This is a genomic window from Natronosalvus sp. KLKA75, assembly GCF_059736265.1.
In genome coordinates this window covers 2404699-2430188 of the sequence record NZ_CM185522.1, presented here as the reverse complement: position 1 = coordinate 2430188, position 25490 = coordinate 2404699, and the positions used below count along the sequence as shown (strand labels likewise).

Here is a 25490-nt window from a genome sequence, read left to right as displayed (position 1 = left end):
CGCGTGGCTGGGGTTACTCGGAGTTGACTCTGGGGCGCGTGGCTGGGGCGTCCTCGACGGAATCGACGGGACCGTTGACGAACATCGCGTGACCGATGACGCCGATTGCGACGGTAGCGCTAATCGGGACCGCAGCCGTCAACGAGACGCCGACGACGGTCAGGGCAGCGGTGATACCGAGCAGTGCGACCGGGATAAGTCCGAGAACAATGTCATAATAGCCAGCCATAATCTATTACATTCTATGAGGAATAGGCATATAAGCGTTTCCCATAATTAGCCGATATTGAATTTGTCCCTGATTCAGATAGAGGGGGGATTATCCTCGTAACTTATCGAGTGGTTCCAATCGGCAAAAGTGGCCTGGGTCGAAATCCCCTCTCAAAACCGATATAGCTCAGTGCACACTCGAGCCGTGAACGGCCGGTTTTAAATCGTCGATCGCTTCGACAAACGATTTGATCCGGGTCGACCTGCACTCGAGGCCCTCGTTTCTGACCGGGGGTCACTCGAGCCAGCCCGCATTACGGAGCCCCACCGAGAGCCCGATGCGCCAGATTCCGAGCACGAGCAGCCCAATGGCGGTGATGACGACGTTGAACGCCCACAGCGCATTGCCGTCGAAGAACGGCGACGAGCGAAGAATGAGGCCGACGTTCGCCCCGCCGAGCCACGCGACGGTGGTGACCACGGCGGCGGTCTTCGTCGACGCGATCGCACGTCGAGCGTACGCGCCAGCCAGGAGGGCGACGACCGTCCAGCCGACGAGAAACGGCAAGGCGGTCTCGAGGGCGGCTCCCGGTTCGCTTGCGATCGGCAGGCCGTGCTGGCGTCGGCCGGTCATCATGATCGCCGTGATGAGGGCGAGGTCGACCGCCCCGACTAGCGCGATAGCTCGCTGTCCAGGACGATCGGTATCGAAGACGGTAGGTAGCGCTCCCATGTTCATCGGTCCGAGCGGAGCCCGTATTGGTGTCACGGTTTCTGGACCTGGCGTCGCTATCGCTGGGTTCGCTCGGTAACGCCCGTCGCTCTCGAACCGTCCGTCGTGCGATTCAGGAGATGACTACAATAATATAGTTCGAATACAAACGATGTGACAGATGGCTGTGGTCGACCAACGCCGTGAACGGTGTGATGGGTGTGGACGGGCCGTCGCGCTCGAGAACCTGACCACCGTGACGATGCCGGACGGAGAACGGCTGGCGTGCTGCCCGACGTGTGCGCCCCACGCCCGCGAGGCCGCCCGGAAACTCGAGTCGATCGACCGACCGCGCGGGACGTGCGATGGCTGCCACTCGAGCGTTTCGCGAAACGATCTCGAGGACGTCGTTTTACCCGACGGAACGGTGATCACGTGCTGTCCCGACTGTCTCGAGGAGGTTCCCGGTCACGGGGATGCGGGAAGCTCCAGGTCGGGAAGCTTTACGGCGGAAAGTTCCGAGGCGGAGGACGGCAATGGGGCCGCACCCGCCGACGAAGCGACGGAGACGACCCACCTCGCGACCCGTCGAACGCTCTGTAGCCAGTGTCACGAGTACGTCGACGAAGAGCTCTATCACGTGACGACGATCGACGGCCGGACCGAGGAGATGTGTCCGGACTGCAAGGCGCTGGCCGAGGAGAAAAGGGTCGTCAGCAGCGTCGAGATGCGCGAGTCTGAGGCGCGGGAGATCCTTCGTGTCGACGACGACGCGACGAGTCAGGAGCTTCGCGAGGCATTCTTGACCCAGATCAAACACGCCCACCCGGACAAGAAGAGCGGCAGCGAGTCGGCGTTCAAACTCGTCAAAGAGGCTTACGACCGGCTGAAGTGACTGTCACGCTGTGCGTTCGAGGCCGTCCATACGCCTGACGAACCCGATCGTCGCCGGATCGAAGGCGTAGGCGGCGTCGCAGACCTCGCAGGTGGCCTCGAGTAACTGACCGTGTTCCGAGAGTTTCCAGAGTTTCGTCTGGCCCTGCGTGATGTCAGCGTGACCGGGTGGCCACAGTCCGGAACAGTACACGGGAATCGGACGTACCAGTTGGGGACTGACAGTGCTCCGAGCGGAGAGAGTTCGCTCCGAAGCCGGCAGAGCAGGTTGAAGATCGTGAACGAGAGGTTCTCACGATCGATGGCGACTCCTTCGACGTCGGCGATGAACCCGCCGCGGAACGCCTCCTCGTCGTACAGCGGGAGAACCGGAATGCCCTTCGCGAGCGCGTAGCCGATCTCCTGGTTGACCCAGTTGCTGGTCGCCGACGCCTCAGTGAGTACGGCGACGACGACGTCGCTGTTGGCGAGTCGGCCCTCGAGTCGCTTGCGCGTTCGACCGGATTCGATCTCCTCGAGGGCGATGTGGACGCCGAACGGGAAGTTCTTGACCGTCGAGAACAGTTCCTGCACGAGGTCGAGGTCGACGGGTGCGTGGGAGACGAACACCTGCTCTCCGGTCATCAGTAGCTCTACGGAACCGAAGACAGCAATCCGTAATGAATGTAACTACTTCTTATCCCCGGCGTGAGTAATTGTATCGAGAACGAGGTCCGAAAATTCGAGTTCGAAGAGTTCGTCCCCCAGCTGATCGAACCACTCGCGTTCGACTCGCCACGTCCCGCGCCGGTCCCCGTCGGTGGATCGAGAGATTGCCTCGAGCGTTCCTGGCTCCCACTCGCGCTCCTCCGCGACCGTCAGGACGATTCGAACGACGGTACTGACCTCGTGGGTGGTCACGCCCGGTACGTCGTGCACCATTTCGTACTCGAGTCGCGTTCGGTCGTCGGTTCGCTCGAGCGAATTGACGTAGACGCCCTGGCCCATTAGGCGGTTCTCGAGGGTAACCTCGAGTGGGTGCGCGTCGGACGTGTCGTCGGGATTCGAGTTCGCGTTTGCGTTCGCGGGCGAGTGAGAGTGTGAGTTCCGGTCATCGTCGCTCATCGGTGATGCCTCGAGTTCACGTTCGGTGGGGAAAAGGTATCGGGCTCTGGCGGTGCTGTCACTTTGGCTCTCGTCCGTATTTCCGTTCTCGTTCTCGTCCCTGGTCTCGTTGTCGTCTTCATCCTCGTCCCCATTTCGCTTCCATCCCCGCTCACAGCGGCTCGACCAGATCCGCGAGCGCCGCCGCGGGGTCGTCGGCTTTGGCGACGCCGCTGGCGAGCAAGACGCCATTCGAGCCGAGGTCGGCTGCGGCGACGACGTCCTCGCCGGTACTGATCCCCGCGCCACAGAGCACGGTGACGTCCTCGTCGACCCGAGCGGCGGCGTCGACGGCGTCCTCCACGACGTCCGGATCGGCCTGGCTGACCGGCGTCCCGGTGCCGATCAGTTCCGGCGGTTCGACGGCGACGGCGTCGGGGCCGAGCGCCGCGGCCGCCCCGATCTGGGCCGGGTTGTTCGCACAGACGACCGTCTCGAGGCCGGCACGTTCGGCCGCCCGGATCGCGCCGTCGACGTCGGCGAGTTTCAGGCGGCGCTCGGAGTGGTTGATCAACGTGCCCACTGCGCCCGCATCCGCGACCGCCTCCGCGAGCGTGTGCCCAGTGTTGCTCCCGTAGTCGATCGGATCGACGTGCTGGGCCCAGGTTTCGACGCCCGTCTCGGCGACTCGCTCGAGGTGGGTCGCCTGCGGGGCGACGGCGATGCGAGCGTCGGTCGTCTCGTCGACGTCACGCGCGGCTTCGGCGACGGCGACGGAGTCACACGGATACGTCTTGAGGTTGATCAGAACGAACATGCTCGAGAGGAGGCCCTCGCGACCAAAATAGTTACCGAGTGGTCGTCGTCTCGAGGTCCGTCTCGGGCTCGCCGGGTACCGACGGATCGTACCGGTGGCAGGCGACCGGTCGGCCCTCTGTGCGGGTCTCGAGCGTCGGCGACTCGCGCTCACAGACGGTTTCGGTCGGTGCCGCGAGGTGGTCTCGAGCCATTACGAGGTCGCCGTCGTCGATGGATTCGACGGTCGCCGTGAGCGCCGCCTCGAGGTCCGGATCCGCGAGTTCCGCGGGCAGATCGAACCTCGATCGAACGGCGTCGTCGGTGGCGGGGACAGACTCGATGGTCGCAGGACCGTTTGTACCGTCCGACTCGGGCCCGGCGACGGCGGCCCGCACGTCGTCCGCGGTCGTCCAGTCGTTCTCGAGCCGAAAGCGGAACCGCACGAGTCCTCGCCACTGGTCACGAGGGATCGTTGCGTCGGCAGGCGGGATGATCGCCGGACACCGGGGATGGAACCGACAGCCGGACGGCGGGTCGGACGCGTCGGGGAGGTCGTCGGTCAGGGACTCGACGCTGGAGCGCGACGCGTTCGGGTTGAGGCTGGGAATCGACGACACGAGCAGTTGCGTGTACGGGTGGCGAGGGTCCTCGAAGACGTCGTCGACCGCCCCGGACTCGACGATTTCGCCGAGGTACATTACCGCCGCCCGGTCGCAGAACCGACGCACGAGCTCGACGTCGTGACTGATGAAGACGATCGCGACGTCGAACTCCCGCTGGAGACGTCCCAGCAACTCGAGGACGTCGGCCTTGGTTCGGCCGTCGAGCGCGCTCACCGGCTCGTCGGCGACGAGCAGATCCGGGTTCAACACCAGCGCGCGGGCGATGGCGATGCGCTGTTTTTCCCCGCCGGAGAACTCGTGTGGGTACTGGTCGGCCGCGGCGGCGGAGAGCCCGACGCGCTCGAGCGTGTCCTCGACGACGTGTCGGCGCCGCTGGGAACCGTGCAAGCCGTGGATGCGGAGGGGCTCTTCGACTGACTCGCCGACTGTCCGACGCGGGTTGAGCGCCGAGTCCGGGTCCTGGAGCACGAGCTGTGCGCGTCGGCGAAAGCGACGCAGTTCGTCGTCGTCGTACGCGCGAACGTCGTCGCCGTCGAACCGGACCTCGCCACCGGTCGGCTCCTCGAGACGGAGTACCGACAGCGCGGTCGTGGATTTCCCGCAGCCGGATTCGCCGACGAGCCCGAACGCCTCGCCGGGCTGGACGTCGAAGCTCACGCCGTCGACGGCCCGAACGGTCCCGACCTCGCGCCGAAGGAGCCCTTGGTGATCGGGTAGTGCTTCTCGAGGTTCCTGACCGAAAGCAACGGATCCGCCTCAGTCATCCTCGGTCACCCCTTCCCCGCAGCGCCGAAATCGGGAACAGTGTCGAGGACCGTTCTCGCATCTTGTCGGTTGCCGTGGTAGATGCACGCCGCACGGTGGTCTTCGACGCCGGCGACCGGTTCGAACGGCGGTTCGTCGGCGCGACACGCCTCGACGGCGTGTGGGCACTCCCGACGGAAGCGACAGCCGTCCGGCGGAGCCGGTTCGTCACCTCCGACAGTATCAGTACGGCGGTCCGGCCCGTCCGCCCTACCCTGCCCCACGAAATTCCGGAACAACGACTGCGTGTAGGGGTGTCCCGGTCGCTCGAGGACGGCCTCGACCGGCCCGCGCTCGACGGCGTTCCCGGCGTACATGACGACGACGCGGTCGGCCAGCGAGGCCACGACCCTGAGATCGTGGGTGACGAGCAACATCGTCAGCGCTCGCTCTCGTCGGAGGTCGTCGATCAGGTCGATGATTCGGGACTGAATCGTGACGTCCAGTGCGGACGTCGGTTCGTCGGCGATGAGCAGGTCGGGCTCGGTGGCCAGGGCGATGGCGATCAGGACGCGCTGGCGCATGCCGTCGGAGAATTCGTGGGGATACGCGTCGAGTCGCTCCGCCGGTCGCGAGAGGCCGACGGTCTGCAGCAGGTCGATCGCTCGCTCTCGCGCGATCTCGTCGCTGACGTCTCGGTGGAACGTGATCGCCTCGACGAGCTGATCGCCAACGGTGTACACCGGATCCAGCGCGTTCTGGGCGTTCTGAAAGAGATAGGCGATACGGTTGCCGCGAATCGATCGAAGTCGGCTTTCGTCGGCCGAGAGCAACTCCTCGCCCTCGAACGTCACGGATCCGGAGACGTCGACCTGCGAACTCGAGACCAGACCAGTGATCGAATCACAGGTCAGCGTCTTCCCGCTCCCGCTCTCGCCGACGAGGCAGACGGTTTCGCCGGGCTGGACGTCGAAGCTCACCCCGTCGACGGCCCGAATGGGACCGTCGGCGGTCGCGATGTGAGCGTGCAGGTCGTCGACGGAGAGCAGTGGATCTGTGTCAGTCATGAGTCCCCCGTGGATCGAGCGCGTCTCGCAGTCCGTCGCCGGCCACCTTGAACGCCGCGACCGTCAGTCCCAGGGCGATGGCGGGGAACGTCGAGACCCACCACGCGTCGAGCGGGGACGCCCTGAACAGCCCCTCGCCCATCGTCATGCCCCACGACTGGAACGTGGCGTGGAACCCGAGGAACGCGAGCGCCGCCTCTGTCAGGACGAGCACGGCCATCAGGTGGAACGCCGCCGGGATCACGCTATTGGTAATGTTCGGCAGGACGTGTCGTCGCAGGACGTACGGCCTCGAGGCCCCGAGCACTCGAGCGGCGAGGACGTACCCTTCCTCGCGTCGTTGTAGCGTCTCGCTCCGGACGATACGGGCGATCCCGCCCCAGGATAGCAGGCCGAACGCGGCGAGGAGGACGAAAAACGAGTCCCCGATGAACAGGTACGCGATCATGTAGATGACGATCGCTGGGATGCTGGCTGGACGTCGACGTAGCTCATCAGGAGGTCGTCGACGGAACCGCCGTAGTACCCCGCGAGGAGACCGACGATCGTCGCCAGCGGCACGATAATGCCGGCCGTGACGAGCACGGCGTAGGCCACAGGTCGAGCGCCGACCACGAGGAGGTCGACCATTTCGTACCCCCAGCGGTCGGTTCCGAGCACGTACTCCCAGCTCCCGTGACACTGCTGTTCGTATATCGTGTCCCCGGTAACCATGCCCACGCAGTCTTTTCCCGTTTCCAGGTAGGAACCGCTGAAGCCGACCGGCGGCTGGAGTTTGTCGGTTCCGGCCGTCCCCGAGTATAACGTCAGCCGGGGCTGGAACCCCGTTATCATCGTGTAGAGCGCGGTAAGAGTGACGATCACGAGAACTGTGAGGGTCGCGACGGTTGCCCACCGTCGTCGAAGTCGAGCGAGGAGTCGCCGGCCGCGGGACGGATCGAGGACCATCGGAACGGCGCCGTAGGCGACGATCACGGCCAGGGCGAGCAGTAGCAGCCAATCTTCGGGGCCGACGTACCATCGAGCGACGAGATAGATGCTGTCTCTCCAGCGGTAGTAGAGGTACGCCAGCCCGACGGTAAGGACGCCGATTACAAGCGCGATTCGTTCGGGCGAAAACCGGCGCTTCGACGAGTCGACCCGATTCCAGTCGATTCGCTCGAGCGCCGCGACGTCCGTCTGCCCCGACGGTTCGTCTCTGGCGGATGCGTTCGATCCCGGTTCCGTCATTGCGAGTCGTGCAGGAACCTGTCGCCTCCGCGAATAAGTGTTTCTGTTCCATCACGACCGCAACACTCATATTTCCCTGGCTGGCATGTGTGCAGTACTCGTGATTCGCGACTCCGTCATCACGTCTGGTCCACTCGCAGGTGACCGCCAGTGAGAGTGGTGCGAATTCTGGCTCGGCGTCTGGCACTGGGAGCGATCGCCGCCTGGGCCGTGCTCACGGTGATGTTCGCGCTGTTCGCCGCGACCGAAGACTGGGTGCTCGACAGGCAACTCGCGCTCGCGGCCTACGGCGGTGCCGATCCCGACAAACTCGAGTCCATTCGCCAATCGTACCTCGCGGACCGAGGGCTCGACCGACCGCTCACCGAGCAGTACGTCGACTGGATGAGGAACATGATCACCCTGGAGTGGGGCGATTCCTTCCAGAGCGGCGAGGCAGTGTTTCCGCTGGTCCGCGAGGCCACCCTCGAGACGGCGCTGTACGTCGTCCCGGCGATCGTGCTGGCGACGACGCTCGGGCTGACCGTCGGCGCCTACGCCGCGATGAACGTGCGCTCGATTCGCGGCGACGGAACCATGGGTATCGTGTATCTGCTGTTCGCGATCCCGAACTTCTGGGCCGGCTTCCTCATCCTGAGCGCGTCCGCGACTGCCGCTGCCGCCTTCAGTTGGGGCAGCGAATTCAACTACATCACGGTGACCGAGTTGCCGTTTCTCTACGGGCGGGTCCTCCCGGTCGTCCTGGTTACGACGACCCTGCTCGCTGCCATCGTCAGTTACGCTCGAGCGTACGCTCGCCAGTACTACACCGCGGACCTCACCAAACTCGTTCGCGCGAAAGGCGGTGGGCGGCTCGACGTCGCCAGACACGTGTTGCGAAACGCGGCGATCCCGTTGCTCTCGCTCGTGTTCGCGGAGACGCTCGCATTGCTCGCGATTTCGGTGATCATCATCGAGGCCGTGTTCGGCATCGGCGGGATCGGCTCGCTCTTCTACAACGCCGTCTGGACGCGCGACCTTCCCGTCATGATGGGCGTGACGGTCGTCATCGTCGCCTTCGGCGTCGTCGGCAACGTCGTTCAGGACCTCGCGTACTCGCTGCTCGACCCTCGAGTGGACACCGGGTCGCAGTGAACAACACCGGCGATCGGGAAAATGTTGGTCGGCGCTCGATCAATCCTTTCGCTTGACGACGTCACCAAGCGTGTAACTCCCGCTCGAGGAGCCACCCTCCCAGTCGCTGTCCTCGCTCGACCCGGATCCGCCGGTGAGGCTGATCTCTAGGAATCGCTCGAGTTTGCTCTGGACCCGGTCGCTGGGCAGGGTATCCCCGCGCTCGAGTTTGCGGATCAGACTCGCTTTCTCGTTGAGTTCGTTCGCGAGGTCGGACTGGCTGAGGTCCTTCTTCTCTCTCGCCCGCCGGATGCGGTCGTCGTAGTCGGTGACAATCTCGTCCATCTCGTCGAACATGTCTCGGCGACGCGAGCCACCGGACCCCGAGGAGCGACCGCCGCTCGAGGACGTGTCGCTGGACCCCGACCCGGATCCCGATCCAGAGCCCGTCGAGTACTTCGTCGACGTGCTCGAGGATGAGGCGGTCTTCACCTCGGTGCCGAAGTCGGTACAGTTCGAACACACGTCCAGCTTCGCGCCTTCGACTTTGATGGTCTTCGGGGACGACGTCTCGGCGCCACACATCTCGCACTGAACCATGGTCGGGTCTAACGCACCACGCGTGATAAAGGGTACGGCGCCAGCGATCCGGACGGGTCGTATCGAACTCGATACCCGCCCCGGACGAGGGGTCGGACCTTGTCAGACGCTACTCGAGCGCGCTCCAGGAGTAGAAGAACCGCTGGAAGGCCGTCAGGTGGCCGACGACGGCGAGGAAGACGAGCAGCCAGCCGACGAGCGAGAGGCCACCGGCGTCGAACGACTCGAGAGGATAGGCGAGGAAGCCGACGATTCCGATGATCGCCAGCCGGTCGGCACGGCCGACGAGCCCGCCGTAGACCCGGTCGAGGCCCACCGCCTGGGCCTGGGTGCCGAGGTAGGAGGTCATGACGACGCCCGTAACCGCCAGGAAGCCCAGCCAGTAGTCGCCGACGCCGGCGGCGAGTCCACCGATGATCACGATGTCGGCGTACCGGTCCAGGACGTGATCGAGCAGGTCCCCCGCGGGGGAGGAGACGCCCTGGGCTCGAGCGAGTGCGCCGTCGATGATGTCGAACCAGCCGTTCAGGAAAACGAGGGCCGCGCCGACGGCGTACCAGACGGGGTGGGCGACGCCACCGAGGTAAAACACGAGGCCCGCGGCAATCGCCACGAACCCGGCGATAACGCTCACGCCGTCGGGACTCATTCCGACCCGGTCGAACCCACGGACGAATGGATCCAGGAACCTCGAGATGTACGGTCGGAACTTATCGAGGGTCATGTCAGGTACCCCACGAAGTCGACCTCGCCGACACTCGGCGCTCGTGTGCCCCGGACGACGGCCTCGAGTTCGTCGGCCACCGCGGCGGGCTCGCGGTCCGTGGTGTCGATTTCGTACACGGACTCGAGTCCGTGGCGGTCGACGGCCTCCGAGAGGATGACGTCGAGCGCCTCGCTCTCTGCGTTCTCGCGAGCCTTAGCCGCACTCTCACCGCGCTCTCTCAATCTGTCCTCGAGCACTGTCGGCTCACACCGCAAGACGGCGACGCGATCGGCCGGCAGGTGATGGGCGAGGTGCGACTCGATCAGGACGTCGTCTCGCTCCGCGAGTCGCTCCTCGAGGGCATCCAGGTCGGCGACCTTGCTGTCGCGCTCTTCGTCGACGGCCGTGTACAGCCCCTCGCGTTCGAGCAGGTCGTTGAGGTGGATCACGTCGTAGTCCTCGAGTCGGTCCTCGTGGCGATCGCCGAGTTGGTGCTCGTGGCGATCACCGAATCGATCCTCGAGGATCGTCGTTGCCGTCGTCTTCCCCGTTCCCGGGGTGCCGGTAACTGCGACTCTCACGCGCCGTTCACCTCGGTTGGGATTCCGCCGTCAGCGCCGAGTTCGCGCTGGTGCCCTCGGTCCTCGAGCACCTCGTTGAGCGTCTCGACGGCCCGTTCGGTTTCGGACGGCGTACCGCAGGTGATGCGAACGCACTCCGGCAACCCGAAACTCGTACAGTCGCGGACGATCACGCCCCGCTCCTGCATCGCCTCGGCGACCGGCGTCGCCTGCCCGACGTCGACGAGCACGAAATTCCCGTCGCTCGGCCAGACGTGGGCGTCGATTTCCTCGCGCATGGTCGCTCGAGCCTCGGCGACGGTCTCGACCGTCCGCTCGACGTGTTCGTCATCCTCGATGGCGGCCAGGCCGGCCCGGCAGGCGAGTTCGCTCGCGGCGAACGGGGTGTTGACGCGGGCGTAGGCGTCAGCCCACGCGTACGGAACGATTGCGTATCCGAGTCGCAAGCCCGCCAGGCCGTACGCCTTCGAGAACGTCCGGAGAACGGCGACGTCGTCGCGGGCGTCGAACCCGTCGCGACCCGAGATCAGGGCGACGGCGCTGTCGACGTCGGCGAACTCCCCGTAGGCCTCGTCGACGACGACGAGCGTCTCCTCGTCCGTTCGATCCGCGATATCCGCGACGGCCTCCAGGTCGATCGTCGATCCCGAGGGGTTGTGCGGGCTGGTGAGGTAGACGATCCGTTCGTCCTCGTAGGCCTCGAGGACTGTCTCGGCGTCCTGGGTGAAGCCGTCATCGCGCGCGAGCGCGTACTCGGTGACGTCGCCGTGGTGGAACCGAGCGCTCATGCCGTAGTAGGCGAACCCTGGTGCGGGGACGAGCACGTCGTCTTCCGGCTCGAGGGTCGCCCTCGAGAGGTAGTCGATGGCGCCGTCGCCGCCGTTTGCCAGCCAGATCTGATCGTCCGCGACGGCCCAGCGATCGGCGATGGCGGCGGTGAGGTCGGCGTGAGCCGCCTTCGGATAGGAACTCACGCTGCTAGCGGCGTCCTCGATGGCATCGACGGCTGCGGGCGAGGGGCCGTGGGCGTTCTCGTTGGAAGCGAGTTTGACGAACGTCGAGGGGTCGCGCCCAAGTTCGCGGGCAACCTCCTCGATGCCTCGACCCGCCTGATAGGCGACGTGGTCGGACAGATCGCGCGGATGCATACGTGAAACCTTTTCCTCGCGACGCTTAAGCGTGCTTACCTGTGACGAGCGTTGTCCATCCGACGACCATCTGGTACTACGGTCGAAAGCGACGGAGAGCGATGATTGGCTCGACCGAATCGTGAATCGATTCACGCAATCATTTATCATCATTTTTCGGGCGCGCGAAGGAGTGTCTGGAATGTAAATATCTGGTATATAATGGTCGTTTTAATTCTATATTGGTCATATCTGATCATAGTGTGTTCGTATTGGATACTTCAATTCATGTAAACTCGCGTGCTATTATATGCCAGTGTGCGTATCAGTCGCTCCCAAAGGCAAAACTTATACGACTCGAGAGAATTTTGCCAGTCGATGCCCAACGACAACGGTGTATCCCGACGATCATTCCTGAAGGCCACGAGCGCCGGTGCAGCCACCGCGGCGGTGGCCGGGTGCTTTGGCGGCGACGAAGGAAATGGCGATGGGAACGGCGACGGTAACGGCAACGGCAACGGCAACGGAAACGGCAACGGAAACGGCAACGGCAACGGCGACGGGGATCTGACCAACGTCGAGAAGGCGCAGCAGGCCTGGGAGCGTGCCCAGGACAACCCTGCGCCGGAGGACGAGGAGACCCGGATGGAAGCGTACCTCGAGATGGAAGAGGCCGTTCGCGATGACATGGTCCTGCTGCCGCTGTACCACGGCCTGACGGAGCGGATGTGGTACGACCACGTCGATGTCGAACCCACGGGCTCGCTCGGCGGTCACCGACAGCAGCACAACGAGACCAGCACCGAAGACGGCGAGTTGAACCTGATCAACTCGACGGTTACGTCGCTGGACCCCATCCAGTCGACCGACACCGCCTCCGCGATTATCATCAACCAGGTGTACGAGAACCTCGTTCACTACCGCAACGGCGTTCCGGAAGTCGAGAACCAGCTCGCCGAAGAGGTCAACGTCTCCGACGACCTGCTGACGTACACGTTCACCATCAAGGAGGCCCAGTACCACGACGGCAGCGAGCTGACCGCCAGCGACTTCGTGTATGCCTGGCGTCGTCTCGCGGAGTCCGCCGCCAGCGAGCGTGCGAACTTCCTGCTGGAACCCGGCTTCCTCGCTGTTGAACACGAGACAGAGGGCGAAGGCGAAGAAGCAACGACCGTCCCGGACTCCCTCGGTGTCGAGGCCGTCGACGACCGTACGCTCGAAGTGACGCTCACGGAACCACAGCCGTCCGCGCTCGACATCCTCACCTACGACTCGTTCGCGGCGATGCCAGAAGGACTCGTCGGCGACATCGAGGGCTACGACGGCCAGTACACCCAGGAGGAAATCTCCCAGGAAGTGATGGTCGGCTGCGGCCCCTTCCAGTTCGAATCGTGGGAGCCCGGAACGGAACAGATCATCACGGCCTTCGGCGACTACCACGACGGCGCGCCGAACCTTGACCGCATCCACTGGCAGGTCATCGAGGACGACGAGACCATCTGGACGTACGTCAACGAAGGAAACGCCGACATCTTCGGCATTCCAACGGCGTACTACGACCAGGAGAACATCGACGCCGAGGAGGACGACATGGGTCGCGACGTCGGGACCTACGGTCCCCTCGAAGACGGCGAAACCGTCGTCAACTACCTCGGCGTGAGCGAGATGTCGACGTTCTACTTCGCGTTCAACGCCGCCAAGGTGCCGAAGTCGGTCCGGCAGGCGATGGCGTACGTCACCGACCACGAGGAACTCATCAACCAGGTCTTCGAAGGACGCGGAGTCGAAGCGTTCAGCTTCACGCCGCCGGGAATCTTCCCGGGTGGAAACGAGGCCTATCAGACCTTCGTCGACGAGTGGCAGTACTCGCCAAACGATACCGACCGCCAGTCCGCACAGCAGGTTCTTGAAGAGGGCGGCCACACGGCGGACGATCCGTTCGCGCTGACGCTGACGACCTACGAGAGCGAAACGTTCTCGGAAGCCGCAGGAATCACTCGAGACAAGGTTTCGGACCTGGGAATCGAGTTGGAAACCGAGGAAGCAGAGTTCTCCACGCTGATCAGCCGCGGTGAGGATGGCGACCTCGAAATGTACTCGCTCGGCTGGATCTGGAGCTACCCCTCGGTCGCCTACGGCCTGTTCGGCTTCGAACCGGCCAACACCAACACCGATCTGATCTCCCAGGGAGAAGCGGACGGCTACTACCTCAACTGGGAAGCCGAACTCGAAAACGAAGAATAACACGAAAAGCGACCACCGCCGGCGGATCGGACCCGCCGGTGAAATTATCCGTCCTCGGAGCCGCTTCCGAGGAAATCATGATACCTATTACCCTCGAATGCATACCGATCCAATAGTGCGAAATATGGTAAACGTCTGGGACACGTGTGATGCGCCATGACTCGCTGGCGATACTTTTTCCAGCGGGTCTTGCTCTCAATTCCGGTCCTCTTCCTCGTAATGACAATGCTGTTTGTCATACTCAGAATGGGGCCGCTCGACCCGGTTGCGGCGATGCTCGGGCCAGAGGCGAGCGGCGCAGCAGCAGCACAGATTCGCGAAAACATGGGCTTGAACGAGCCGCTGTGGCAACAGTACATCGACTTCATGGTCGGGTTGATCACCTTCGACCTCGGCCAATCGTGGGTCATCCAGCGGGGTCGGTCCGTAACGTCGATGATCAGGATCTACGCGCCACGAACGATCTGGCTCGGATTCTGGGCGATCCTGCTCCCTCTGTTCATCGGCATCCCGCTCGGATTCTACGCCGGGCTCAACTCGAACAGCTGGGGCGACTACATCGCCTCATTTTCGGGAATCGTCTGGCTGGCGATGCCGAACTTCTGGCTCGCAATTATGTTCCTCGCCGTTCTGCGTCGAACGCAGGGTGGGGGGTTCCTCGGGTTCGACTGGTACACTCTCGGTCCCGATATCAGGAGCATCATCGGCACGCCACCGCTCAACTTCATCGGCTTCGAACAGTTGCTCCCGTTCCCGAGCGGGTTCTTCTTCGACGGGGGGACGCTCGCCGTCGCAATCAAGGTAATCCTTCCGGCGGCGCTCGTTCTCGGCTCGGCGTCGATGGCCACCGAACTCCGAATTGGACGAACGGCGATGCTCGAGACGATCAACTCGAACTACGTCGAGACGGCCAAAGCGAAGGGGCTCTCGAATCGAGTCATCATCTGGAAGCACGTCTTCCGGAACGCATTGATCCCGCTAGTGCCGATCATTACTAACGAAGCGTTCTTGCTTCTGGGTGGGTCGGTCATCGTCGAGGTCCTCTTCGGTATCAACGGACTCGGTCGGCTGTACTTCATCTCGCTGACGCAGGGTGACTTGCCGCTCGCAGGAGCACTGGTGTACATATTCACCATCATAACGATTAGTATGAATATCATACAGGACCTCCTGTACACGATTCTAGATCCGCGTGTGGGGTACGATCAATGAGTTCCGAGCTAGACGAGGGGACGACACTTCGCGAACGGATCGCCGCAAACCCGCGTCCGGCCGCGATCTGGACCGCCGGAATAGCCGTTTTGATCTTGCTTGAGATAGGCCGCGTCGGAGCGGGCGTCGTAAAAATGGGTGGGGCAATCCGCGTTGCTCTGGCCGGTTTCGCCTCGATTCCCGGTTGGGTCTACGGAAACGTACACGACTCGGCGGGACTGATCGCCGCCGAAATTTCGTTCGCGGTCACCGCGGTGCTCATCCTGTCGGTCGTCACGTTGATTCTCAGGGCGACGGTCGTCACTGGCTCACTCGCCGACCGTTTCGGGATTCACCACGATCGGTTCGAGAGCACTTACGTAACCGATGAACGGCTGGAGCGAATCATCTTGCTCGCCGTTTTAACAGCGATAACGTTCCTCGTGACCATGACGCCGGCTGGGATCGCCGTCGACCTCGTCGTCGGTGCACTTACGGCGTTCTTCGAGTGGATCGCGTCGCTGTGGTCGATTACGAGCCCGGAAACGATTCCGAACCAGGGCTACCGAACGCCCGGTGGCGGCTGGGAAGGAACCTTCCTGGGGCTATCCCCGGCATGGGCCTGGGCGACTCGGGTCGTCCTCGTCTACGTGTACGCCTTCACAGCGCTCGTGTGGCTCTGGAAAGGGTATACGATCTTCCGGGAACACTATCGGGAGGCCGACTGGACGCCCCGAGACGATTCGGTCAACCGGTTCCGGAACCACTACTGGGGGGTCTTTGGGCTCATCGTCGTCTTCATGTTCGTGGTAATGGCACTGTGGGCACCGGCGCTCGGTCCGGTCGGTCCGCAGGAGAACATATACAGTCCGTACGGCCACGAGTTCCAGTACCTGGACCAGGAGACTGGTGAACTCGAAACGGTCAACCACGGGACGGCTAACCTCGATGCCCGATCCCAGGGGTCCGATCCTGTTGGTCCGTTGAGTTACGATAACTACGACCGGTGGGCGCCGTTCGGGACGACCAGCGACGGGAAGGATCTGTTCACGTACCTCGTCTTCGGGGCCCGGACATCACTCGTTATCGGTATCGTCTCGATCGGACTGGCGACATTCATCGCGCTGGGACTGTCCCTCCTCACCGCCTACTACAAGGGACTCGTCGACCTCGCGACCGTGATCGTCAGCGATACGCTCATCGCCGTTCCGGTGTTCCTGATGGTCCTGTTACTCTCGGTCGTGTTCCAGCAGGGGAATCACCCGATTGCCGATTATTACAACGGCGGGTTACTCCTGGCGCTCATTTTCGCTGGCCTGTATTGGCCAGGATTATGGCGTTCGATACGCGGCCCCTCGCTCCAGGTTGCCGAACAGGAGTGGGTCGACGCCGCGAAGAGCTACGGGCAAACGCCGATGATGACGATGAGAAAACACATGGCGCCCTACATCTTCAGCTACATCATGATCTACGCGTCGTTGCTGTTGGGCGGCGTCATCATCGTCACCGCCGCTCTCTCGTTCCTCGGTCTGGGTATCAACCCACCGACGCCCGAATGGGGGCGAATCATCGCCGACGGTCGCTCGTACGTCTCGACCGATTCCTGGCACATCGCGACGATTCCGGGGATTCTGATCGTCCTCGTCGTCACGGGGTTCAACGCCCTCGGTGACGGAATCCGAGACGCGATGGATCCAGAGAGCGAAGCCGGCGAAGGTGACGTGGCGACGACCGGAGGTGGTGCGTGATGTCCATGAATACAGAGACGCAAACAACGCAGACAAAAACAGACCAGTCTGAGACGATCCTCTCGGTTCGAAACCTTCAGACCGCATTCTTCACCGACAAGGAGGTGATTCGGGCCGTCGATGGAATCTCCTACGACATCGAAACCGGTGAAACGGTCGGCATCGTGGGCGAGAGCGGATCCGGAAAGAGCGTCACCGCACGCTCGATCATGGGGCTCATCGACAGCCCTGGACGAATCCTGCCCGGCAGCAGCATTCGCTTTCACCACCTCGAGACTGTCCGGGAGTTCGCCCGGCGGTTCTCGGGGAACGCGGTCGATGTGAATGCGCTCGAGCAAGCCCACGACCCGGCGGAGCTGTTCGACCGGCCCGAAGTCGACATGACGCCCGCGGCGTTCGGCTACGAATCGCCTGAGGAGGCATCGATCGTCGACTTCCTCGGCTCCGGATACGGTGAATCGCTCGGCCTCGTCGACGCCGACGATTTCGTCTTCGTGACCGAGGGGTCACCCGACGACCCCTCGAGCATCGAGTCCGGATTCGTGGAGATTACTCGTCTCGAGGGGAAGGCCCAGCGCGCCATGCGCGGTAACAAGATTGCAATGGTCTTCCAGGATCCGCTGACGAGTCTCAACCCCGTGTACACCGTCGGGAACCAGATCAAGGAAGCGCTCAGACTCCACCAGGGAATGACCGGCGGGGAGGCGACCAACGAGGCCGTCGAGTTACTCGAGGCCGTCGGGATTCCGGACGCCCGACGACGCGTCAGAGAGTATCCACACCAGTTCTCCGGCGGTATGCGACAGCGAGCCGTCATCGCGATGGCGCTCGCCTGCGAACCGGAGGTACTAATCTGTGACGAGCCGACGACGGCGCTGGACGTGACAATTCAGGCACAGATCCTCGAACTGCTCGAGGACCTGCAGGAAGAACGCGACCTGGCGATCATGTTCATTACCCACGACATGGGTGTCATCGCCGACGTCTCCGATCGGGTGAACGTCATGTACGCCGGCGAGATCGTCGAGACGGCGGACGCGGAGACGCTGTTCGCTTCACCGAAACACCCCTACACGCAGGGGCTACTCCAATCGATCCCCGGCAGACAGACCGGAGAACGGCTCCAGACCATCGAGGGGAACGTGCCGACGCCGAACGAGCCGGCGACATACTGTCGATTCGCGCCGCGCTGTCCGGAGGCGTTCGACGCCTGTAACGAGATCCATCCCGCTTCGATTCCGGTCCGAGAAGGAGCCGACGACCACACGGCGGCCTGTCTCCTCTATCCCGAGGGGAAGTCCGAACTCGAACGGATCGATCATCACACAGACCAGGCGGCACAGTCGCCGTCGACTGAAAGAGGTGCAAACGAAGATCAATGAGCCAGGAATCGCTACGCACAGATACCGACGAGGCTATGCGCGCCGACGAGGACGTCATGGTCGAGGTATCGAATCTACGGACGTACTACGACGAAGGGGGCCTACTGGGTGGAAACCCGGTCAAAGCGGTCGACGGGGTCTCCTTCGAAATCAAACGCGGCGAAACGCTCGGGCTCGTCGGGGAATCCGGCTGCGGGAAAACGACCCTCGGACGGACGCTCGTCCAGCTCGAAAAGGCGACGGGCGGCGAGATCCGCTTCGACGGAACCGACATCACGGAACTCAGGGGTCCGAAACTCAAGGCCTGGCGTCGAGACGCCCAGATCGTCTTCCAGGATCCCGACTCGAGCCTGAACGATCGGATGACCGTCGGCGAAATCGTTCGCGAACCGCTCGACGTTCACGACTGGAAGACACCCGACGAGCGCCGCCAGCACGTTCGCGAACTCCTCGAGAAGGTGGGACTCCAGCGCGAACACTACTACCGCTATCCTCACCAGTTCTCCGGCGGCCAGCGTCAGCGGATCGGTATCGCCCGAACGCTGACGCTCGAACCGGAGTTCATCGTCCTCGACGAGCCGGTGAGTGCGCTCGACGTTTCCGTGCAAGCCGAAGTTATCAACCTCCTCGAGGACTTACAGGACGAGTTCGGGCTCACCTACCTGTTCATCGCCCACGACCTCTCGGTCGTCAGGCACATCTGTGACCGGGTAGCGGTCATGTACCTCGGGAATATCATGGAAATTGGACCGACCGAGGAACTGTTCACCGATCCGTCGAATCCGTACACGCACGCGCTGCTCTCGGCGATTCCGGAACCGGATCCGACCTCGAAGAAACACCGAATCACGCTACAGGGAACGCCGCCAAACCCCCGATTCCCTCCCGAGGGGTGTCCGTTCAGCACGCGGTGTCCGGCGCGGATCCGGCCAGAAGAGTACAAACATCTGTCGAACGAACTCTGGATGCGGCTGGATACCCTTCAGGAAATCCTTCGAGAACGTGAACGGGCCGAACGGTCGGTTTCGGAGCGAGTCAAGGAATTACTCGGAAGGGAGACTCGATTTGGGACGATCGACGAGATTTACGACGAACTCTTCAGCGACGTTTCGGTTCCCGAGGAGGTACAGTCGGTCCTCGACGAAATCGCCGAACACGTCCGGCGAAACGACGAGGCTACTGCACTCAAGGTGGTGGCTGCAAACTTCGAAAGCGTCTGCGGAAGCGAACACCCCGAGTACTACCCCGTGGGTGAGAGCGAACGGGTCAGTCTCTGCCATCGCCACGACGACGCCTACCGAGACCCCGAGCCAGTTCTCGAGGAACGGCACGGTTACGTCCCGAACGAGTAGGGCACTGTGATGACCCGGCTCGAATCTGTGCAGTGGCGCCTGCTCGCCCTCGTCTGTGCGGACGCGATGTCGTACGTGTTCGCCGTCGTCGTCGTGGCGACGCTCACGGCAGTCCCGGTCAGTCTCGCCGTCGGTGGCGGGTTCGGCGGGGCCAAGGTCGTCCTGTTTTTCGCCGGGTTCCTGTTGCTCGCGTACGCGACCGTTCGCCTCTGGCCGAGCTCGCCCGAGGAGGTGTCCGGTCGATCGACGGACGCAGCGGATACAATTGGGCTATCGGCATCACCGACAGGATCGAACGATACCCGCTTCCAGCGGTTCGCTCGAGCGCTTCCGCCCGCTCGCTGGCTCGAGTCGCCGCCGCCGGATCGAGAACTCTCGTCTGCGGGAAAGCTCTTCTGGAGCAGCCTGGGGGTCCTGCTGATCTCGTATCTGATGGAGACGGTGTTCGGCGTCGTCTAGGTCGTTTCGCCTGGAAAGCAGTTGACTCGAAACCATTAACCGAGTCCCGATTCTGTGTCCCCATATGCCAAAACCGGATGACGATTCAGTCGGGATTCGAGCTCGTACCCCGGCGGCGTCACAGGCCTGGAAGCGAACGCTCGAGGACATGCAGGCGATCGCCGAGGAGCGACGGTCCGAAGGGTGGGAGATGACGACACTTCCAGCGATTCAGACGTCCGTATTGTCGAAAGCTGACGGGAGCGAGGATCGGTTCGGACTCATTCACGTGCTGGCAGATAATCACGCCGATACGTTTCGGGCGGCCTACGAGAAGGGGTCGTTCCCGAGGAGCGAGGCCTACCGGAACACGGTCGACGGCTTCGTCTATCTCGTCACCGAGTTGCTCGATCCGGACTCCGAGACTGGTATTCTCATTGCGAGTCAGTACGACCTCCACCTCGCTCGCGGAATGATCGCCTCGGCGATCGACGAGGGCGAACTACAGACCCGGGTCAAACTCATCGATGGGACCGAACTCGCGATGGCGACGCACGAGGACGTCGGCGCGTTCGTCCCGGATCTCGGGCATATCAAGGCCCAGATCGGTGTTGAGGACGAGCAGGACGAGCAGGACGAGCACGAAGGCTAGCAACACCGAGTAGCACCTCGAGAATCGTCAGTCGGTGTTGGAAATCAGCGTTTGTTGTACGTTACTCGTCTCCGATATTGTCTCCGATTATCGTCGCCACTCACTCGAGGACGACGAGCGTATCGCCCATGTCGACGCTCTGGCCTTCTTCGACGGCCACCTGCGAGACGGTGCCGCCCGTCGAGGCGACGATGTCGTTTTCCATCTTCATCGCTTCCAGGACGACGACGACGTCGCCGGCGGCGACCTCGTCGCCCTCTGCAACCTCGACGGAGAGGATCGTCCCTTGCATCTCGGCGTCGACGCGTTCACCGTCGCCCTGGATCTCGACGTCACCGCTCGAGTCGTCGCCGCTGGCAGATTGTGGCGGTCCGCCGGCTCCGGCGGTGCTCGACCCCCCGTTGCTGGCCGCCTGCGGGATGGCGCCGCCGCGGTCCTCGAGGTTGACCTCAAAGCGTTTCCCGTTGACCTCGACGGTGAACTCGCGTTCGACGACCTCCTCGTCGGTCGCGGTCGACTCCTCGCTTCCCCACTGTTCCTGGGCCTGCTCGATTCTGGACTGCTCGAGTTCGTTGTCCAGGTACTTCGTGGTGTGTCGGCCCTCGACGAACATCTCGTCGGTCAACATCAGGCGGTGGAACGGGACGATAGTCGTGATGCCCTCGATTTCGTACTCCCGCAGGGCGCGAAGCGAGCGTTCGATGCACTCCTCGCGGTCCTCGCCCCAGACGATGAGCTTGGCGATCATCGAGTCGTAGTCGGTGACGAGGTCGTCGCCCTGGCTGAGGGCGTCGTCGAGGCGGACGCCGATCCCACCTGGTGGGTTGTAGGTCGTCAGCGTCCCCCCGGAAGCCGGCTGGAAGTCCTTCGCGGCGTTCTCGGCGTTGATCCGGAACTCCATCGCGTGGCCGTCGATCTCGACCTCGTCCTGCTCGAAGTCGAGTTCCTCACCCGCGGCGACCCGGATCTGACGCTTGACGATGTCGAGGCCGGTGATCTCCTCGGTCACGCAGTGTTCGACCTGGATACGGGTGTTGACCTCGAGGAAGTAGAAGTTTGCGTCGGGGCCGAGGACGCCCTCGCGCCCGGGTTCTTCTTCGACGAGGAACTCGACGGTGCCGGCGTTCGTGTAGTCGGCGGCGGCGACCCCGCGGCGGGCGGCCTCGCCGATCTGCTCGCGCAGTTCGTCCGACAGTGCGGGCGATGGGCCTTCTTCGATGACCTTTTGGTGACGACGCTGGAGCGAACAGTCGCGCTCGCCCAGGTGGCGCACGTTGCCGTGCTCGTCGGCGATAATCTGGACCTCGATGTGGCGGGGCTTCTCGAGGTAGCGCTCGAGGTAGACCGAGTCGTTGCCGAAGTAGGCTTCGCCCTCGCGCTGGGCGCTCTCGAGTTGGTCGTCGACCTCGCTCTCGTCCTCGACGACCTTCATGCCGCGGCCGCCGCCGCCACCCTCGGCTTTGATCGCGATCGGGTAGCCGTGTTCGTCGCCGAAGGCACGGACCTCGTCGGGGTCGGTGACGGGGTCGGTGGTGCCGGGCACGATGGGCACGTCGGCCTCGTGCATGATCGTTCGGGCCTTGGTCTTCTCGCCGAGACTCTCCATGGCCGAACTCGAGGGACCGATCCAGGTGATGCCCTCTACCTCCTCGACTTTGGCGGCGAACTCGGCGTTTTCGGCGAGGAAGCCGTAGCCGGGGTGGATCGCGTCGGCATCGGCCTTTTGTGCGGCCTCGATGACCGCCTCGTGGTCGAGGTAGGAGTCGGCCGCGCGGGCGGGGCCGACGTTGTAGGCTTCGTCGGCGTAGCGGACGTGGCCGCCGTGTTTGTCGGCGTCGGAGTAGACGGCGACGGTTCCAACGTTCAATTCCTCACAGGCCCGCATGACTCGAACCGCGATCTCGCCTCGGTTCGCGACCAGAACCTTCCTGAACATTCCTGTTCGAATCGACGGAAGGGGCCTACCTTACTTTTTCGCAACGGAACGAGTCAGCGGTGAAACGGGTTCTCGCCGATACGCCCCACTTCGAGGCGGCAGACGCAGAGCGTTCACCCCACGAATTTTCGTCACGGGGTGAGTATATCGCTCGAGCTGTCGTTTGTCCGTTCGGGACGAACGACGCGAGTGCAGTCGGAACCGATCGACTCGTGCGTTCGACGGAGAATTCATGCACACCGATTCAGGGTCACGTTCGGACGGTCGGTACAGTAGACGACGACTCCTCGCTCTGGTGGGACTCGCGGGGACCACCGCGCTCGCTGGGTGTACGGGAGGCACAGACGAGAACGACGGAGATCTCGGCGACGAACCTGATGGCGATGGCGACGGTGACGCGAACATTGAGGGCGAGAACGACGAGAGTGACGAGAACGACCAGAACGAGGAGAGCGACGACGGAGACGTGACAGATTCCTGTGCCAGCCTCGAGGGCGCGTGGATTCTCTTCGATCAGGGCGAACGATCGTTCCCGATTCACTTCGACCACCCCGACACGTTCGAGCAGTACAACGAGGGGATCAACGAGTCGGAGAGCGGAATCGCCGCACAACTGGGTCACGTCGCGTCGAAGCGGGGCGCCTCGTACCCGGTTAACGTGTTCGTCCATCAGCACAAACGCCCCATCGACGACGAGGAGGCTACCACCAACTGGGTGACCGGGTTCGGCACGAACGAACTCATCGACTGGACCTTTACCTACGAGGACGAACAGATCGACGTCTACCAGAGTACCCAGAGCAGCGAGGAGAATCGCCAGTGGCGCTTCCTGCTCCCCGCTCACGACGGCGACGGCGCCCGCGGCGTGATCGTCCAGTTCACGGACGACCGCGACGAAGACGCCTGCATCGACGGAATCGAGACGGTCGCAACGACGTTGATCGAATCGCTACGACCCAATCTCGACTACGCGGCGTAGAAGGAGGCGAGGCGCTCGCAACGCCCGCAACGCCCTCAGAACCGATCGGCTCGCCCCGCCGCAGCCCAGGGGTTCGTCGGTGCTCGAGTCGGGACGCGAACGGTTCGACCCTGTTGGGCGTCGATCCGGCCGGCGAACGACCAGCGCTTGCCGTCCCAGGTCTCCTCGTCGGTCTGGGCGGCCGCCGCAGCCTCGAGGTCCCGGAGGTGGGCACCGATCGCCGCGGCGATGGCCGCGGCCTCCTCGCTGGTGGCGTCCGCCGGGAGCGTGATCGAGACGGATTCCTCGAGCGTCACGTCGACGTCGATGGCGGTGTCGGTGGGTTCGTCATTCGCTCGCTCGCCCGAGCCACCCTCGACCTCGAGTGCCTCGGAGTCGTTCGCCGTCATCACAGGGGGATGTTCCCGTGTTTCTTGTCGGGCGTGTCCTCGCGTTTGGTCTCGAGCATCTCGAGGTCCCGGATCAGCCGCGGGCGGGTTTCGGTCGGGCGGATCACGTCGTCGAGGAAGCCCTTGTCCGTGGCGGTGTAGGGGTTGGCGAACTCCTCGCGGTACTCCTCGATGAGTTCCTCGCGCAGTGCGTCCGGATCGTCAGCCTCGGCGAGTTCCTTGCGGTAGAGGATGTTGACTGCGCCCTTCGGGCCCATGACGGCGATTTCGGCCGTCGGCCAGGCGTAGTTGATGTCCGCGCCGAGGTTCTTCGAGGCCATCACGCAGTAGGCGCCGCCGTAGGCCTTGCGGGTGATGACCGTCAAGAGCGGAACCGACGCCTCGGAGTAGGCGTAGAGCAGTTTCGCCCCGTGGCGGATGATCCCGCGGTGTTCCTGGTCGGTCCCGGGCATGTAGCCGGGCACGTCGACGAAGGTCACGATGGGGATGTTGAACGAATCGCAGAAGCGGACGAATCGCGACCCCTTCATCGAAGCGTCGACGGTGAGCGTCCCGGCGTTGACCCGCGGCTGGTTCGCGACGACGCCGACCGATCGGCCATCGAGCCTGGAGAAGCCGACGACGAGGTTCTTCGCGTAGTTCTCGGCCACCTCGAAGAACGAGCCCTCGTCCATCACCGTCCCGATGACGTCGGTCATGTCGTAGGGCTTCTGGGGGTTGTCGGGGACGATGGACTCGAGGGCCTCGTCCCGCCGGTCGGGGTCGTCCCACGGTTCGACGCGGGGCGGGTCCTCGACGTTATTCTGTGGGAGGTACGAGAGGAGTCGCCGGATGTCGTCTAAGGCCTGTTCCTCGGATTCACAGGCGAACTGGGCGACGCCCGTCTTGTTCGCGTGCGTGAGCGCGCCGCCGAGTTCCTCGTGGGTGACGTCCTCGCCGGTGACGGTCTTCGTGACGCCGGGACCGGTGATGTACATGTGACTCGAGTCCTCGACCATGAAGATGAAGTCGGTGATCGCGGGGGAGTAGACGGCGCCTCCGGCACACGGTCCCATGATCGAGGAAATCTGGGGAACGACGCCGCTGGCTTGCTGGTTCCGGCGGAAGATTTCGGTGAACCCCGCGAGGCTCTTGACGCCTTCCTGGATGCGCGCGCCTGCGGAGTCGTTTAGGCCGACGACCGGAGCCCCGACCTCCATCGCCATGTCCATCACCTTCGTCACCTTCTCGGCGAAGACTTCACCTAACGAGCCACCGAAGACGGTGAAGTCGTGGGCGAAGACGAAGACGTTCCGTCCGTCGACTTCGCCGTAGCCCGTGACGACGCCGTCGCCGAGGACCTTGCGTTCTTCCATCCCGAAGTTGCGCTCCTCGTGGGTCCGGAGCTGGTCGAACTCGGTGAAGGTGTCGTCGTCGAGGAAGTACTCGATGCGCTCTCGCGCGGTCATCTTCCCCTTCTCGTGCTGGCGTTCGATCCGCTCCTCGCCGCCGCCGAGCAGCGCTTCCTCGCGCATGGACTCGAGTTCCTCGATACGCTCTTCCATCGTCATCGGTCGTTCCACCCGTGTCTGCTCATTGCCCGAGGGAACGACCAGGGGCACAAAAAGCGTTCTGGGATGGCCATTTGTTACCAGGCAGCCGCCGTTTGACGCCCGCAGCAGCATCTGCCAGTTTCCCGTCCAGTGTAGCGA

24 protein-coding genes and 2 pseudogenes are annotated in these 25490 nt (G+C 63.4%); 10 read left to right on the top strand and 16 right to left on the bottom strand.

The annotated features are described in order from the left end of the window. Positions 1-13: 13 nt before the first annotated feature. Positions 14-229 carry a DUF8015 family protein gene (locus tag AC6I65_RS11770; protein WP_254157053.1) on the bottom strand — a complete coding sequence of 72 codons (216 nt, stop codon included), beginning with the start codon at positions 227-229 and terminating at the stop codon, positions 14-16. Positions 230-505: 276 nt separating this feature from the next. Continuing rightward, a complete protein-coding gene (locus AC6I65_RS11765; protein WP_497902060.1) occupies positions 506-943 on the bottom strand; it encodes a DUF3054 domain-containing protein in 438 nt (145 codons plus the stop codon). A 160-nt stretch (positions 944-1103) separates the two neighbouring features. Here AC6I65_RS11765 and AC6I65_RS11760 point away from each other — a divergent pair, with 160 nt between their 5' ends. Continuing rightward, entirely contained in the window at positions 1104-1817 is a 714-nt protein-coding gene (locus tag AC6I65_RS11760) for a J domain-containing protein (RefSeq protein WP_497902059.1), read from the top strand. Between the two features lie 3 nt (positions 1818-1820). On the opposite strand, the pseudogene AC6I65_RS11755 reads toward AC6I65_RS11760, so the two are convergent. From AC6I65_RS11755 to AC6I65_RS11725, 7 genes and pseudogenes are all read right to left on the bottom strand, one after another. Further along, a pseudogene (locus tag AC6I65_RS11755) lies at positions 1821-2440 on the bottom strand (toll/interleukin-1 receptor domain-containing protein). Between the two features lie 45 nt (positions 2441-2485). Further along, positions 2486-2920, bottom strand: coding sequence for a DUF8159 domain-containing protein (locus AC6I65_RS11750; RefSeq protein ID WP_497902058.1), 435 nt, complete (start codon positions 2918-2920; stop codon positions 2486-2488). Positions 2921-3071: 151 nt separating this feature from the next. Next, positions 3072-3716, bottom strand: coding sequence for a triose-phosphate isomerase (tpiA, locus tag AC6I65_RS11745; protein ID WP_497902057.1), 645 nt, complete (start codon positions 3714-3716; stop codon positions 3072-3074). Between the two features lie 31 nt (positions 3717-3747). After that, a pseudogene (locus AC6I65_RS11740) lies at positions 3748-5084 on the bottom strand (ABC transporter ATP-binding protein). 6 nt (positions 5085-5090) lie between these two features. Beyond that, on the bottom strand, positions 5091-6131 hold the full coding sequence (locus AC6I65_RS11735) for an ABC transporter ATP-binding protein (RefSeq protein WP_497902056.1): 1041 nt from the start codon (positions 6129-6131) through the stop codon (positions 5091-5093). Further along, a complete protein-coding gene (locus tag AC6I65_RS11730; RefSeq protein ID WP_497902055.1) occupies positions 6124-6579 on the bottom strand; it encodes an ABC transporter permease in 456 nt (151 codons plus the stop codon). The genes AC6I65_RS11735 and AC6I65_RS11730 overlap by 8 nt, the downstream gene beginning before the upstream one ends. Then, the gene (locus AC6I65_RS11725) at positions 6576-7361 is read right to left on the bottom strand and encodes a hypothetical protein (RefSeq protein WP_497902054.1); all 786 of its coding nucleotides are present in this window, start codon (positions 7359-7361) and stop codon (positions 6576-6578) included. The genes AC6I65_RS11730 and AC6I65_RS11725 overlap by 4 nt, the downstream gene beginning before the upstream one ends. A 150-nt stretch (positions 7362-7511) precedes the next feature. Between AC6I65_RS11725 and AC6I65_RS11720 the strand changes: the two genes are divergently transcribed. Further along, on the top strand, positions 7512-8495 hold the full coding sequence (locus tag AC6I65_RS11720; protein WP_497902053.1) for an ABC transporter permease: 984 nt from the start codon (positions 7512-7514) through the stop codon (positions 8493-8495). A gap of 39 nt (positions 8496-8534) precedes the next feature. Here AC6I65_RS11720 and AC6I65_RS11715 read toward each other — a convergent pair whose 3' ends face one another. From AC6I65_RS11715 to hisC, 4 genes are all read right to left on the bottom strand, one after another. After that, the gene (locus AC6I65_RS11715) at positions 8535-9074 is read right to left on the bottom strand and encodes a multiprotein bridging factor aMBF1 (protein ID WP_497902052.1); all 540 of its coding nucleotides are present in this window, start codon (positions 9072-9074) and stop codon (positions 8535-8537) included. Between the two features lie 109 nt (positions 9075-9183). Next, on the bottom strand, positions 9184-9798 hold the full coding sequence (locus tag AC6I65_RS11710) for a CDP-alcohol phosphatidyltransferase family protein (protein WP_497902051.1): 615 nt from the start codon (positions 9796-9798) through the stop codon (positions 9184-9186). Then, entirely contained in the window at positions 9795-10361 is a 567-nt protein-coding gene (locus AC6I65_RS11705) for an adenylate kinase family protein (RefSeq protein WP_497902050.1), read from the bottom strand. The genes AC6I65_RS11710 and AC6I65_RS11705 overlap by 4 nt, the downstream gene beginning before the upstream one ends. Further along, positions 10358-11509, bottom strand: a complete 1152-nt coding sequence (gene hisC / locus AC6I65_RS11700; protein WP_497902049.1) for a histidinol-phosphate transaminase — start codon at positions 11507-11509, stop codon at positions 10358-10360. Before hisC ends, AC6I65_RS11705 begins: the two co-directional genes overlap by 4 nt. 357 nt (positions 11510-11866) lie before the next feature. Between hisC and AC6I65_RS11695 the strand changes: the two genes are divergently transcribed. From AC6I65_RS11695 to AC6I65_RS11665, 7 genes are all read left to right on the top strand, one after another. Beyond that, positions 11867-13732, top strand: coding sequence for an ABC transporter substrate-binding protein (locus AC6I65_RS11695; protein WP_497902048.1), 1866 nt, complete (start codon positions 11867-11869; stop codon positions 13730-13732). A 156-nt stretch (positions 13733-13888) separates the two neighbouring features. Continuing rightward, entirely contained in the window at positions 13889-14944 is a 1056-nt protein-coding gene (locus AC6I65_RS11690; RefSeq protein WP_497902047.1) for an ABC transporter permease, read from the top strand. Beyond that, positions 14941-16671, top strand: a complete 1731-nt coding sequence (locus tag AC6I65_RS11685) for an ABC transporter permease (RefSeq protein ID WP_497902046.1) — start codon at positions 14941-14943, stop codon at positions 16669-16671. The genes AC6I65_RS11690 and AC6I65_RS11685 overlap by 4 nt, the downstream gene beginning before the upstream one ends. 5 nt (positions 16672-16676) lie before the next feature. Beyond that, positions 16677-18053, top strand: coding sequence for an ABC transporter ATP-binding protein (locus tag AC6I65_RS11680; RefSeq protein WP_497903205.1), 1377 nt, complete (start codon positions 16677-16679; stop codon positions 18051-18053). Continuing rightward, positions 18050-19405, top strand: coding sequence for an ABC transporter ATP-binding protein (locus AC6I65_RS11675; protein WP_497902045.1), 1356 nt, complete (start codon positions 18050-18052; stop codon positions 19403-19405). The genes AC6I65_RS11680 and AC6I65_RS11675 overlap by 4 nt, the downstream gene beginning before the upstream one ends. Before the next feature lie 9 nt (positions 19406-19414). Next, on the top strand, positions 19415-19864 hold the full coding sequence (locus AC6I65_RS11670) for a DUF7555 family protein (RefSeq protein WP_497902044.1): 450 nt from the start codon (positions 19415-19417) through the stop codon (positions 19862-19864). A 64-nt stretch (positions 19865-19928) separates the two neighbouring features. Next, on the top strand, positions 19929-20495 hold the full coding sequence (locus AC6I65_RS11665) for a DUF7529 family protein (RefSeq protein ID WP_497902043.1): 567 nt from the start codon (positions 19929-19931) through the stop codon (positions 20493-20495). A 100-nt stretch (positions 20496-20595) separates the two neighbouring features. Here AC6I65_RS11665 and AC6I65_RS11660 read toward each other — a convergent pair whose 3' ends face one another. After that, a complete protein-coding gene (locus tag AC6I65_RS11660) occupies positions 20596-22431 on the bottom strand; it encodes an acetyl-CoA carboxylase biotin carboxylase subunit (protein WP_497902042.1) in 1836 nt (611 codons plus the stop codon). A gap of 232 nt (positions 22432-22663) precedes the next feature. Between AC6I65_RS11660 and AC6I65_RS11655 the strand changes: the two genes are divergently transcribed. Beyond that, positions 22664-23410, top strand: a complete 747-nt coding sequence (locus tag AC6I65_RS11655; RefSeq protein ID WP_497902041.1) for a hypothetical protein — start codon at positions 22664-22666, stop codon at positions 23408-23410. Positions 23411-23445: 35 nt separating this feature from the next. Here the strand turns inward: AC6I65_RS11655 and AC6I65_RS11650 are convergent, their stop codons facing one another. Together AC6I65_RS11650 and AC6I65_RS11645 are read right to left on the bottom strand one after the other, a co-directional pair. Next, positions 23446-23799, bottom strand: coding sequence for a DUF8022 family protein (locus AC6I65_RS11650; protein ID WP_497902040.1), 354 nt, complete (start codon positions 23797-23799; stop codon positions 23446-23448). Continuing rightward, positions 23799-25343, bottom strand: coding sequence for an acyl-CoA carboxylase subunit beta (locus AC6I65_RS11645; RefSeq protein ID WP_497903204.1), 1545 nt, complete (start codon positions 25341-25343; stop codon positions 23799-23801). The genes AC6I65_RS11650 and AC6I65_RS11645 overlap by 1 nt, the downstream gene beginning before the upstream one ends. Between the last annotated feature and the right edge of the window lie 147 nt (positions 25344-25490).